Source organism: Halorubrum coriense DSM 10284, from assembly GCF_000337035.1.
Taxonomy (GTDB): Archaea; Halobacteriota; Halobacteria; order Halobacteriales; family Haloferacaceae; genus Halorubrum; species Halorubrum coriense.
This window is the reverse complement of the sequence record NZ_AOJL01000054.1, coordinates 1-12723: the sequence shown is the minus strand read 5'-3', so window position 1 is coordinate 12723 and position 12723 is coordinate 1. Positions and strand designations below refer to the sequence as shown.

At 59.0% G+C, this 12723-nt stretch carries 12 protein-coding genes and 5 pseudogenes; 8 read left to right on the top strand and 9 right to left on the bottom strand.

All coding sequences use genetic code 11. The annotated features are described in order from the left end of the window. Positions 1–330: pseudogene (locus C464_RS12555) on the top strand (ParA family protein); the annotation flags it as partial. Further along, on the top strand, positions 330–758 hold the full coding sequence (locus tag C464_RS12550; RefSeq protein WP_006114098.1) for a hypothetical protein: 429 nt from the start codon (positions 330–332) through the stop codon (positions 756–758). The pseudogene C464_RS12555 and the gene C464_RS12550, both read left to right, overlap by 1 nt. Here C464_RS12550 and C464_RS17525 read toward each other — a convergent pair. The 8 genes and pseudogenes from C464_RS17525 to C464_RS12525 form a co-directional block, all read right to left on the bottom strand. Next, positions 751–1424, bottom strand: a pseudogene (locus C464_RS17525) (transposase); the annotation flags it as partial. The gene C464_RS12550 and the pseudogene C464_RS17525 overlap by 8 nt on opposite strands. Positions 1425–1506: 82 nt before the next feature. Continuing rightward, positions 1507–2027, bottom strand: a pseudogene (locus tag C464_RS20070) (DUF7260 family protein). A gap of 205 nt (positions 2028–2232) precedes the next feature. Next, positions 2233–2940: a DUF7551 domain-containing protein gene (locus C464_RS12545; protein WP_006114093.1), complete on the bottom strand. Its 708-nt coding sequence runs from the start codon at positions 2938–2940 to the stop codon at positions 2233–2235. Between the two features lie 22 nt (positions 2941–2962). Then, positions 2963–3700 carry an NAD(P)/FAD-dependent oxidoreductase gene (locus C464_RS12540; RefSeq protein ID WP_049911136.1) on the bottom strand — a complete coding sequence of 246 codons (738 nt, stop codon included), beginning with the start codon at positions 3698–3700 and terminating at the stop codon, positions 2963–2965. A gap of 3 nt (positions 3701–3703) precedes the next feature. Further along, complete coding sequence (locus tag C464_RS12535; RefSeq protein WP_049911134.1) at positions 3704–4903, bottom strand: ABC transporter substrate-binding protein; 1200 nt, start codon at positions 4901–4903, stop codon at positions 3704–3706. A gap of 59 nt (positions 4904–4962) precedes the next feature. After that, the gene (locus C464_RS12530) at positions 4963–5970 is read right to left on the bottom strand and encodes a HEAT repeat domain-containing protein (RefSeq protein ID WP_006114089.1); all 1008 of its coding nucleotides are present in this window, start codon (positions 5968–5970) and stop codon (positions 4963–4965) included. A 285-nt stretch (positions 5971–6255) separates the two neighbouring features. Further along, positions 6256–6471: pseudogene (locus C464_RS17520) on the bottom strand (hypothetical protein); the annotation flags it as partial. Further along, positions 6468–6839: a MarR family transcriptional regulator gene (locus tag C464_RS12525; protein WP_006114087.1), complete on the bottom strand. Its 372-nt coding sequence runs from the start codon at positions 6837–6839 to the stop codon at positions 6468–6470. The pseudogene C464_RS17520 and the gene C464_RS12525, both read right to left, overlap by 4 nt. Before the next feature lie 503 nt (positions 6840–7342). On the opposite strand from C464_RS12525, the gene C464_RS18975 reads away from it, so the two are divergent. From C464_RS18975 to C464_RS12510, 4 genes are all read left to right on the top strand, one after another. Continuing rightward, complete coding sequence (locus C464_RS18975; protein WP_006114086.1) at positions 7343–7516, top strand: hypothetical protein; 174 nt, start codon at positions 7343–7345, stop codon at positions 7514–7516. Positions 7517–7859: 343 nt separating this feature from the next. Further along, positions 7860–8618 carry a mechanosensitive ion channel family protein gene (locus C464_RS12520; protein WP_006114085.1) on the top strand — a complete coding sequence of 253 codons (759 nt, stop codon included), beginning with the start codon at positions 7860–7862 and terminating at the stop codon, positions 8616–8618. Between the two features lie 84 nt (positions 8619–8702). Beyond that, a complete protein-coding gene (locus C464_RS12515) occupies positions 8703–10031 on the top strand; it encodes an AI-2E family transporter (protein WP_006114084.1) in 1329 nt (442 codons plus the stop codon). Between the two features lie 419 nt (positions 10032–10450). Then, positions 10451–10945 (top strand): cupin domain-containing protein, encoded by a 495-nt coding sequence (locus C464_RS12510; RefSeq protein WP_006114083.1) that lies wholly within the window; start codon positions 10451–10453, stop codon positions 10943–10945. An 18-nt stretch (positions 10946–10963) separates the two neighbouring features. On the opposite strand, the gene C464_RS12505 is transcribed toward C464_RS12510, so the two are convergent. Next, positions 10964–11767, bottom strand: coding sequence for a helix-turn-helix transcriptional regulator (locus C464_RS12505; RefSeq protein ID WP_049911132.1), 804 nt, complete (start codon positions 11765–11767; stop codon positions 10964–10966). Positions 11768–12088: 321 nt separating this feature from the next. Between C464_RS12505 and C464_RS17515 the strand changes: the two genes are divergently transcribed. Next, entirely contained in the window at positions 12089–12385 is a 297-nt protein-coding gene (locus C464_RS17515) for a hypothetical protein (protein WP_080510440.1), read from the top strand. Positions 12386–12559: 174 nt separating this feature from the next. Further along, positions 12560–12723: pseudogene (locus C464_RS18190) on the top strand (Fe-S cluster assembly protein SufB); the annotation flags it as partial.

Genomic DNA, 12723 nt, shown 5'->3' with positions numbered 1-12723 from the left:
AATGAGTTGAACATTGAAGTTGGAGTCCTTGGAGCAGTCCCGATCGAGTTCAAGGGAACAAAAGATCAAAACGAGATCATCGAAGACGTGCCCTTCGAGGTTCCGGAGGTGATCGGCGACCGCACTTCGATGATGGAAGGCTGCTGGCGACACCAGTGTAGTGCGTTCGAGTTTGTCCGAACTCACCGAAGTCGGCGCCGTGACTACGAGGTAGAGACGTTAGCAAAGTTTGACCGGATCGCACGCTTCCTCGAAGAGCAGGGCGGAATTACCGCTCCTGCGCCACCGGAGCCTGGCACGTTGGAGGACCCTGAGGAGGTGACTGTCTGATGGGGGGTTTCAAAGAAGGGACTGTCGACGGGTGGGGCGATGAGGATGAAGAAGACAGTGAACCAGAGTTCGGAGCACCAGCCTCGACGGAGACGGACACTGGCGGCGAAGAGTCACAAACGGCCGAGGTCGCGATTGAAACTGGATCTGGAGGTAGCGTCGAGACCAACAGTAGCGACACAGCAAGACGTGATATCCCGTGGATTCTACGACGGAATAGCATCACAGACGGCCGCGAGCAGACAGTCCAACTTCACCTCCAAGGAGAGACGCTGAACGTCCAGCGGACACAGAGGTCAATCATAGAGAGTCGACTTGAAGAAAGTGTGCGAAAGGCCGATCTCCGCGAGGCAGCGTTACTGGTCGGGCTTCAGCACACGGATGATGTCGTCGACGTGCTCGAAGAGTGGGGGTACGCTCTCGACTAAAGTAGTAGTCGTCCTGTTTCAAGCAGTTGAGCGGGTACAATTCGCTGTGACCGTCTTCATACGCGAGCGCAGCGAAGTTGTTGATACCGAGATCAACACACCCACGGTTTTCTCATCGGGGCCGTTAGACACGTCGATTTCGACCTTACAGACGAAACGTAGTTCCCACTCGTCGCCCGTCCAGACAATCTTGACTCGTTGGACATTCTCCACGGCGGAGAGGTCAACGTCCGGACGGGTTTGATACTTACACAGGACAAAATCCGACCAGTACTCTTTCAGGTTCGAGCCTTTTGAGAGTCGAACTCGGTCGTACTGGGTGTCGAGTTTGAAGCCTTTCTGCTTGAGCGTCACCGTCGAACGCGGGTGTTCGTCGCCGTGTTTGCGGTAGCCGGGCGGGTTCGCTTTCGTGTCTCCGTTGCGTCGCTTGCCGTACCACCCGTTGAACGCCTCAGCGAGTTCTTGAAGGACTCGCTGATTTGACTGCGAATGAAGGTCATCATAGCGTTCGTGGGTTTTGAGATACGTGGTGAGTTCGTTGTGGTCCGGGATGTGACCGATTTTATCCCAGATTCGGCTACATGTCCACCGTCCGACGTTCCAGAGTTTTGAGGCGGCGAACCCAAGCGAATCAAGGTCGTCTGACACCCACGACTGATTCCGAATGGAAGCAGTGTAGGTGCGGGTAACGGCCTATTTTGCCATATGTAACCTATGTAGTTTAAATTAGTTGAAGCTGTGTATTTGCTCAGCGTGGAATATCAAGCCAGAACATCGAACAGTGGACTGTAAAGAGCAGTGTCGGATTCACCCCCGCGATAAAGCGCGAGGCTTTCTCCTCGATCCTCCGTAACGCCGCAGCTTCCGCCCGTCGGAACCGCGCTTCGGCGACCACCATCTGTTTGAGTTCGGGGGTGAACGAGGCGTCTGTCGTCGGCGCGAGTGCCACCGCAATCACATCGGTGAACTCCTCGCGAACCGTGTCGAGCAGGGATTCGGGTTCATTGAGGTCTACAACGCTGTGTGCCGAATCGTCTCGTCGAAGGCAGTTCGTACGGTCCGACAGCGATCGGGACCGGATGCGTCTGTCGCGATACGTGTGACCCCGCCGGCAGTCGTGAGACCAGCGGTCGACGACGGGGTCTGATCCGTCTCCAGTTTCGTCACTCGACGGATAAACGTCTCGTACGCGTCCAGCTTCTCGTCGATGGCCTCCTGTTCGGCTCGAACGCGGGATTGCGCTTGCTCGATATGAGTGTCAACGCTCATCTCAGGTTTCCCTGTCGATCGGTGCGCTCACGGCTCCGTACTGTTCGAACATATCCGAGAGGACAAACGTGAGTTACCAGCCACCGTCGATTACAGCCACGTGGACAGACTGTGGCGGCTGCTCCGGGTAGTGTCGGCGGAGTTCGAGGGTCACCGGCAGCACCGGAAGTCGACCGTCACGCGCTGAGAAGGCGTAACCGGAGAGCTAAACGACGACAGATCCTACACCGCCGTCAAGCTCAACCGAGTACGGCGAGCGTGTGTAGCTCTCGATGACGCCTCGCTCCTCGAGTGCGGCGAGCATCGTATCAAAGGGAGTGTCGTCGCTAGGGGGCGACTCCAGTCGATCCGCGGCGTCGGCGAGAACTTCGGACTGGTCGGTGAGAGACAACCGTTCGTCGAGTTCGCTGGCCATACTCTCGAGAAGACACAGACACAGTTCGTCAGGGTCGCCGACAGTCTCCGCGAGCTTGAGGTACGCGTCCATGACGGCGGTTTCAACGCGGTCGTAGCTTGCCTCGGAGAGGGTCTCAAAGACCGCACCGGCGACGCGGTGACAAAACTCGACAATATCACGCCGCTCGGACGTCGTGCTGTCCGTTATCACGAGTTCGGAGAGCCGGTGCTCCGCCTCAGTTCTCGATCCCCGTGAGTGCTCCAGTGTTATATCTCGGGGCGTCTGACAGACGATCAGGTCATAGTAGGGGACCTGTGGGTCATATTGCCGGAGTGCTGAGTGGTACTGTTCTGTCGCTCGGGCGGCGGCGTGGGCGGTGGCACGGTCAGGAAATCGGTTGCCGGTCGCGAGGACCGGCCGGTCACCCGTGTGACCACAGCGGACGTAGTACTGGCCGTCCTCGGTGGCGAAGGCTTCGATGTACTGCCTGATGTCGATGAGTGTCGAGCCAACCATGCTCGTTCCTGTGCGGTGATCGTTACTCCTCCCCCAGACTGGGGTGGGTGAGCTGTTCGTCCGGATGGGGTTCGGCGAAGCGCTCGCGCATCGTCTCGAGCGACCGCGCTTCGCGGTTCGTTCGCTCGGCCTCGTCGATCTCCTCACAACCGGGCGGCAACTCCCGATCGCGGTCAGTAAAGTACCCCTCAGGAGCGACCCAGTCGTGATAGAACGGCCGGCCGTCGTCTTCGAGAATCGTCACCCCGACTTCGGCACCGTGACCGGCGCACACGATCGCTTGGTGGGGCTTCTCGGCGAGGCGGCCGGCCGCGTACAGGCCGTCGACGCCGGTGCGGCCGCGCTCGTCGGTGTCGACGAATGCCTTTCCGCGGTCGATGATGCCGACGTCGTCGACATCCTCGAGATATCCCACCTCGTTCTTCGTCGCTGCGACAACGTACTTCGTGCGGTAGTGGTCGCCGGCACTGGTCTCGACAGCGAACCCGCTCTCGGTGTTCTCCACACTCGTGACGGTGGCAGTCACCTGCTCACAGCCCGCCTCCGCTGCTTGGTCTTCGAGCAGGTCGAGCAGCTGCCGGCCGTTGACGCCCGCTGGGAAGCCGGGGAAGTTCTCCAAGTGAGCGTTGCGCCGGAGGATCGACCTGCCGGCGTCGACTACGAGCGTGTTGAGGCCGTGGCGAGCGGTGAACACTGCGGCAGAGCGACCGGCGATGCCGCCGCCGATGACAACTACTTCCGGCGGGCTGGGTGTGCTCATTAGTCAGATATCGCCGTTGATGATGTCAGCGACCCGCTGCCGGTCGAACAGTTCCTCGTTGCCGGTTACTGTGCCGAACTCGTCAGGATACAGCTGTTTCGCCCCGCGCTCAGTCAGGAAGAGGTTGTGAATCGGCCCCTGACGAAGGTAGCCGCCGCGGTACACCCGGCCGTTCTGGACGGCCGTCAGCTCGCTGCCGACGGGATGTTCCCGCATATAGCCAAGCACCGTGTCGCGGAACTCGGTAGGGGTCTTCTGCTCGTGGCCACGGATCAGCAGCACGTCCGGGTCCACTTCCAGCAGGTTCTCGTAGTCCAGCTCGCTGCGGTTCTCCGTACTGAGGTTCTCGACAGGGGTCCCGGCCAACGCGTCGGATACACCTAAGTCGTTCCACTGTTTCTTGCTCGTCCCCTTGTCGTTGAGCCGGTACGGCGAGAACGTTTCTGGCTCGTTCGTCCCCTCGTAAGTGAGCATGACGGTCGGTCGCTCCGTCGCCGGCGGGAGCCGCGACTGGATGTCGGCGATGTACTCGTCGTGGAGCGCCCGGAACGCCTCGTAGCGCTCGCGTTCGTCGAACAGCGTGGCCATCTTCTCGAACGCCTGATACAGGGCGTAGTACTGATAGTCGTGCCAGCTGTCGGATCGCCGAAATATCATGTTCCCGACGAACGGAGCGACGTTCTTCCAGATCTCCGCGACGTCATCGTCTGACCAGTCGAACCAGTTACGGAGCATTCCGGTGTCGATGACGTGGACATCGTTGTCCATTTCGTAGAACAGTTCCTTGTCCATCTCGGCGTCTATCAACGACTGCCGCTCCAGTACGGCATCGTCAACGTTGACGCCGGGTAGCTCGTCGTAGACGTACGTGTAGTACTCCCCGGCGTTGCCGATGCGTGTGAGCCCATCTGCCTGCCCGAGTGCGACGCCCATGTCGGCGTAATCACCGCCGTACGGGACCCAGCTCTTGGGAATTGTATCGAAGCTAACCCGACCCATCGGCGCCATCTCCACCGAGTAGCTCGTGTCCTCGGGTGCCGGCGTGTTCGTCGCGATCCCGTCACTAGCCGTCTCGGGCGGATTTGACCCGGAGTCCGACTGGCCCGCACAGCCGGCGAGCAGTCCCCCACCGATGACCGCCCCGCCGTACTTCATGTAGTCACGCCGCGTCGGTGCCTCGTGATAGCTGGAATCGTCTCCCATACGATTTAGGCCTGCCTAAACAATCAAAAACATTCTGGATTTTAGGCCAGCCGAATCCGTCAGCGAGGCGTACCACAGCGCGGACACATCGGTGGCCCACTCTCGGGAAGGTCGAGCCCGCAGTGGGGGCACTCACCGTCGTCAGGCGTTTTCATTTCCTCGACCATGTTGTCCGTCCCATCCCGAACCGACTCGATCGTGCCAACGCCGTCCAAGGACACCCCAGACCCCTCGTCGGTCAGTTTTCGACGACAGAACTGTACCCGCTTGGACAGGAACAACGGCGAGTCATCATCGATGTCGAGTTCAGCGAGAACAGGATCGGACTCGACTCCCTCGTTCGTTCCCGCGAGCAGGCCGAGAGCCTCGGCTGCCCGTCCTCGCACGTATGAGTTCTCGTCGGCGAGTCGCTCCCGAAGCACGTCCGCTGTGCCGGTCAGTTCAGTCGGGTCCTCACAGCCGACCACAACCAGTGCCGTACAGAGGTGATACCGGACAAGTTCATTCTCGTCGTCCAAATGCGCTGCTAGCGACGATATCTGATGACGGAGTCGGCTCGCGTCACCGAGTGCGACGTACACCAGTGCTTTCGCCAACTTCATTTTAACCTCGGGTTCGTCGAACTCCAGTCCGATGCGGAGATCGGCGAGTGTGTCCGGATCAGTGACCTGCTTGGGCGCTTTGATGGCAACGTAGCCAAGAGCTTCGGCGCACCGCGCCCGGACATAGTAGAACTCGTCCTCGTCCGCCAGCCGGTCAGCAAGGACGTCAACAGCGGGGAGGACGACCGTCGGTTCTGACTGCGCCAGCGCGACGAACAGTTTTGCGGTCGTCAGCCTGACAGCCCGGTCTTCGTCGGTCAAAAACGTCGAAAGCGGGTCGACGAGTTCCTCAACCAAGCGTGGCTGCTTTACAGCTATGTCCTGAACCGCCCGCAGCGCACGCTTGCGAGTCTCAGCCTCAGTCGCGCTGAGGCGGTCGAGACACGCCAGTGTCTCCTCGTTCGTACCCTCATGGAGGAGTACGGCTAACTGGTCTGGCAGTGGCAGCTGGTCTGAGTCACTCATCGGCGCGGGTGGTATGTGACTAGCTTTCACGACCGGTCGCTTTAAGCCGGTGGTTCCGCGCTGCCCTACGAGGCCTCTACCGAGTATTTCACTCACGGGTCGGTGATGGTATAAACGAGACCGGGGCCACTCCCATCCTGCCGATGTAATTGAACTGTTTGAGAACCTTTCTTTAGATTCCTTAATTCCAGAAAACAGTCTATTTCTGGCCATCCTCCGATACGGTTTTTCAACTAGCAGACACAGAATAGTATCGCGTTATATACTTTACACAGTTGCTCAATACCCCCCACGAAGCCAACTCTCACCGGGAATGTCGATCAGACCGTCTATCCAGGATTTCGACGTCAACGTGAGCGCAATATACTGATCGCCGTGGAACGGACGGCCTTCATGGTTCGAGAGAATGAGCCATGGCCGAGCATCTTCCTCGCCTTTGAACGGATCATCCCCGTAGACGACGTCGCCACGCTCGAAAATCGGTGTCTCTTCGTCGGTCACTGTTCGTCCTCGACGCCCGGGTGCGGTTCCTCGGGTGCGTGTTCGCGCCAGGACTCCTTGTCCTCTGTCCCGAGTTGCTGGTTGAACAAGGCGGTCGCTCGCTCGTACCCGCTGTATCCGTCGAGGCGCTCAGCGTCGTCAGTTATCGCCCAGTACGTCGCCTTGTGTTCGACGAGGTCGCGGTCCTTCAGTCGCGAGAGGGCGGTGCTGACTGCGCCCTCGTCGATGCCGATCTGAGAGGCGATTTCGCGAGCCTTGAACGCTCGATCCTCGTTGGCGGCGAGAAATCCGAGGACCTGATCCGGGACGGAAAGTTCCTCGAGTTCGTCCTCGCTCGTCTTCTCGAAGGTATCTCGGTCGATGGACATCGTTGAACGGAGGTACCACGTCCACCGTAATGAGTGTTAAGTGTGAAATTAACGAAAATACTGAAGGAAATACATCGTCCACGGCCACAAAGCGGTTCGAGAACCGTATACATTGAGACGGCCAGTCTCAACTTCTGCTTAGCGTGGGGTTGCGCTATCCTGACGGTTTACAGAGAATTGAGGAGAAAGCCCCGCCGTGAACGGCGGGGATGAATCCGACAAACTCTACACGAACCACGTTCGACGTGGTGAAAAGATATTTTAATTAACCTGAGAGCTATTTAATGGTAACCGAGGCGGTCTACCCGCCACACTAATCGAACAATATCTGGATTCCCTCATTTCAAGCAGAAGAAACCCTCTTCCGTGCCGAAATAGGGTGTAAGCAGTCAGAAGTACCTCCGAATCCCATGCCGGTAGGAGTAACGGCTGGTTGGCACAGCCAGTAGCCGTCATCGAGGCGTCTACAAACCTTCAACATCCCAAACCAACAGTGCGGTGCCGTGGGAATCTTCGCCCTTCAGGGCGGAGAGGATGTCAACGGGCTGTTCGCGTTCGTCTCCGGCGGCATCATCCTCAACGTAATCAAAGAGGAGCTTCCTAACCCCCAACAGGGCCGGTTTCTCTTTTTCCTCGGCGGCGCAGTCGCGTACACCATCGTCGTCGCACTCATTTGAGTCCATCCCGGGTCAGTTAAAACCAAGCGAGGGTGACGACACCCGACCGGGCACCCGGTACGGAGAATCGAGGAGAAAGCCTTGCGCTTTAGCGCGGAGATGAATCTTCGCAACTGGACGAGTCGGAAGTCACGGAGTGAGTGGCAATTCAATGGCCTCTCGTGGATTTGGTCCCCATACCCGGTGGAAATGACCACTTTATGACAAATAACCCGACAGTACCTGCCAATTCATACTTCTCTACAAAAAAGGAGCCTACGTTTGTTCGGGAAATGAAATATATTTTACAATTACCCAAAGCACGAGGTAAATAACAATATGATTATAGCACCAAGCAGTGGCTATGGGATTTACAAATTCTCTCGTGTTACAGATCGATGCCCTAGCCGTTCCAGACTATCTCCAAGAGGCTATCGTGGAGGTCATCAACTTCCTGCCCCAGCTCCTCGGCGCAGTAGTCATTTTGCTCATCGGTTGGGTCATCGGTCGTCTCGTCGGCGGCGGCGTCCGACGCACCGTCGACCGGACCGGGGTCGATCGCCTCGTTATGAAAACGCCGCTCGGCGGTGCGCTGGGTGGGACTGAGAAAGCGATCTCGCGAAGTATCGGTCGCGTTGGCGCATACTTCGTGTACGCACTGGCGATACTCGCGGCGGCTGACGCCCTCGCGGTCGAACTCCTCTCGGAGTGGATCGCGGTTGCCGTCTCGTACCTGCCGGCATTCGTCGCCGGTGCGCTCGTCATCGTCCTCGGATTCGTGCTCGCTGACTTCCTGGCCGACGTCGTCGCGCACACGAAAACGATCACGGAGACCAGCTACACTGACGTCTTCGCCGATGGAATGCGTGTGTTCCTGTACTTCGTTACAATCGTTATCGGACTGGGCACGATGGGGGTCGACGTACAGATCCTCAATACGTTCGCACAGGCCGCAGCCTTGGGCCTAGCTGCCGGCGTCGCTCTCGCCGTTGGTATCGCGTTCGGCCTCGGCGGCCGAGACTACGTCGCCGCCAACATCGGTGACTGGCTCCCCGGACGCTCGCCCGATACCCAACCGTCCCCGATTAGCCAAGCCGACGGTGGCGAGGAATCGCTCGACTGAATTCAACGACACCGTCCCGAAGACGTTCGGGACGCGTGTCTTCGCTCACCTATCACCGACCACTGTCCGTATCAGCAGTATATCATGCCCGAAGATCCACCGAACGAACCGAACGCAACGGCCCCGTCGAACGCATCGTCCGTCGAACAGTTTGAGCCGAGGTTGAGATGGATCCCGTCCGATCCTGGTCGCGCGGTCCTCTGGCTCGTCGCTATCGCAACGGTCGCCGGGCTCCTGTACGTCGGGTGGCGGTTCGTCGGCACTGTCGTGGTGGGACTGTTCGTCTACTACGTCACCCGCCCGGTGTTCCGACGCATCAACACCCGTCTCGAGTCACGAACCGTCGCCGTCGCTGTCACGTTGGTGACGGCGGTATTACCGCTACTGTTCATCATCGGCTGGGCGTTCGCGATTCTCGTCGGGGCGCTGACGGACTTGGTGGAGTCGGATGTATTCGAAGAGTTCGAGATACTCGTACAACCATACCTCGATATCACCGCTCTGCTCGCTGATTTCGGGCGTTATCTCGAAGCGTTGGTCACAGACCCTGCCCGACTCACCGACCTCCAGTTCGACCCGGCTCTGGGGGAAATTGCGGAGACGGTGTTCTCGTCGTTCGGAGTGGCGTTCAACGCCGGAATCAACGGGTTCATCGTCCTCATCCTCGTCTTCTATCTCCTGCGGGACGACTACCGTATCAGTCGCTGGGCTCGCAGTACATTCCTTGAGGACAAGGAGGTACTCGAGACGTACTTCATGACAGTCGACGTCGACCTCCACAACGTCTATTTCGGGAATATCCTGAACGCTCTGTTTACCGGGGTGCTCGCGGCGGTAGTGTACACGCTCCTCAACGTCGTCGCCCCCCAGGTGACTCAGATCCCAGAGGCGGCCTTCCTCGGTCTGCTCGTGGGAGTTGCAAGCCTCATTCCAGTCATCGGCATCAAGATCGTGACCTGGCCCGTTGGGGCGTACCTTCTCGGACGCGCGCTCTGGCTCGACCCACAGGCCCTATGGTTCCCTGTCGTGTTCTTCTTGATTTCGTTCGTCGTCGTGGACTACATCCCCGACCAACTGCTCCGGCCCTACGTCAGCGGACGGACACTCCACGTCGGCGCTGTGATGCTCGCGTACACCGTCGGTCCACTACTCTTCGGTTGGTACGGAATTTTCTTGGCGCCGCTCCTATTCGTTATGACGTTCGAGTTCGGACGGATAATCTTCCCGTGGCTGCTCGACCCTGAGAAAACTTCAGTTGCGTCCCCGTCTGCCCTCCACCCGCCAGAAGAGGGTACGGAACCAGTGGAGACCACCTCGACGGAGGAGGCAATCGACGAACAACCCAAGGACACCAGCGCGGACCGACGACCACCCGACATTGCCGATGAGGCAAAATCGAGCGAGGGCGAGTAGTCGATGAACAGTAGCTGCGTCTCTCCGGATCGGGACTCCGCGGCGTCCCCGACTGCTGAGTCCGATGCCGTCTCGAACATCTCTCGAGAGCGCGCATCACTCACCGTGCCAGTCGTTGCTCCAAGTCCTCGGTGGGTAGGCCAGATTACTGCTGTGGGCTCGGCTGTTACAGGGAGATGTAGTCAGCAGACGGGCGCACAGTACACGTACTGTTTCTATTCAGACAGTTGACCACGTGGCTTACTATCCTCTACAGCTTGTGCGAATGAGTACTCTGTGTCGGCGGGACGACCGTGTCTCGGCGGGTGAGACATTCTCACTGGGTAACTACAATCCTCTTCGGTGTCTCTGTACAGTCGACGGGGCGAACGGGCTAGACGGGCCGGCTGCGGGCCTACATCCGCCCCTCGGAAACCACTATGTCGAACTACACTCCCAACTCCGATACCCGAAACACACCTGACCACTACCACGTCCTCGGCGCGACCCTGTCCATCACGGCGGACGCCAAGACGACCGACGGTGAGTACCTCGTACTCGATATGCTGGTTCCACCGATGTTCGAGAACGGGCTTCACACGCACGAACAGAGCGAAGTGTTCCACGTCATCGAAGGCGAGGCACGGCTCCACGTCGACGGACGGGATCAGACGCTCGGCCCGGGCACGTCTGGCTACGTCCCAGGCGGTGAAGTACACGGCTTCGCCAACGAGGGCGACGAAGTCTGTCGTGTCATCGCAGTCATGACGCCAGCTGGTGCCGAGGGCTTCTTCAGGGAGGCCGGCCAGCCGACCGACGACCGGTCACTCTCTGAACCCATCGAGCCGACCGAGGAGATGCTCCAGTCGCTGTTCGCGACCGGTGACCGATACGGCTTCGAATTCCTGGGCCCGCTCCCCGAACGGGCCGAGTGAGACCGGCAGACGTGCGGGTCACCCTCCGCCGTCGGTCGCCACCACTCGAGTATCGATAGCCCCCGGGGTGAGCTGATCTGCCCCCACGAGAGAGTCGTCGACCGTCTCCTCGGCCCACGCTCGAATTACCTCGTCGTCGGTCACGATCAGCCCCCGGGGACTGCCGTCGTCGTCGACGGCCCCGATGATGACCTGCTCGTCGGCGATTGTCAAGATGATGGGTACCGGTTCAGGGGCGATACTGATCTCCGCACCTCGTGTGAGGAGCTCTCGGAGGTGGGCAGCTGAGGCTGGGTCCTCAAGCAGCGAGCGGACGAGTGTCGAGTCCAGGACACCCTCGAAGGACTGCCCCTCTTCGACGAAACACCGTCTGGCAGCCGGGTCACCTTCCGGCAAGAAGGTGTACGTGACCATCCGGATGTGGTCGGCTCCGTGGATGATCCGCAACATCTGTCTGGTCGGCGCGAACGGATCGTTGTGGCGCGGCAACGTGACCTCCGCGTGTCGCAGTCGGTCAAACTCGAAGTCGAACTCCGCGACCGGAAGCAACAGGGCGACCTGGCTCAGCGCGGAGACGGTGTCCATGACGTCGAACATTCGGCTGAACTCGGTGGCCGCGAGTTCACCCGCGGGGGTGAGCCCGAACGTCCCGTCCCGCTTCGTCACCAGCCCGGCATCTCGGAGCGCCCGCAACTGGCGGTGAATTGTCGGCCGCGAGACGCCGACCCGTTCCTGGAGATCACGCCGGTCCAGTGGTCCCGCTCGCAGTACATCGAGAACCGGCCAGCGTCGGGTGAGCCCCACGAAATAATCAATTTCCATACTTGTGTTAATAGTCACCAAGCAACATAGAGATTCCTGTCCGCCCGATTGCGTAGTGTGGTATATGTCGGCGACATCTCTTGGCTACCGAGAGAGCAACAACCGCACTTTCCCGATTAGGAGGTTTGGAAGTTGATCGATTACCTGTGGGACGGGAAGCCTCGCGGTTTACGGCGAGGAGGATTTGACCTCCTCCTGCGTCTGAAGACGCGGGAATCCCACTATGGGCTAGCAAGAGGTTGTGCTAAGCTGGAACATGCTCAAACATTTGGAGGGTAGGTTTGACAACACTTCTTCACAGTGGGTGCCAATACGCCAACGATGACTGATGAAATAGACGTTCCAACCGAGCCGCGGGCTGCGGTCGACGCGCTGGCGACCCATCTAACTGCGACCGCAGATCGCCCAGTACCGCCAGCAACGAACCGATGGCTTGGAGAGGCTGAAGCCGTCGCCCGCGATGCTACCAGTGACGGTCTTGACACCCAGACCAGACAAAAACGGGTTCGTCAGGTTGCCACACTGCTTGAGTCGGCTGACGAAACGGTCGACGCGGTCGCCGACCGCCACATCGAAGCGGCGATCGAGTGTTGTCGAGTTGTTCTCGCCAACGAGTGACTGTGATCTAGATTACACAGGAGAGCGCTCTCGTCATATAATAAATTCTGCCAAGTTGAGAAACCAAATTAAATCTCATGAGGTTGTTCTCTTTCGTTAAAGAAACCACAATAGGTTTCAAAAAAGTATTCTGGCACACCACGCTTATGTTCGTAGTCTCTGAAGGATATCTTGATGAGTTCAAAACAAGACGATCTTGAGGAGACGAACACTGAGGCCCGCTTCGAGTTCAAGAAGGAGGAGAAGTCCGCCTTCCAGACCGAAAAGGGCCTCACCGAGGAGACGGTCCGCGTCATCTCGGAGGACAAGGACGAACCGGAGTGGATGCTGGAGCGGCG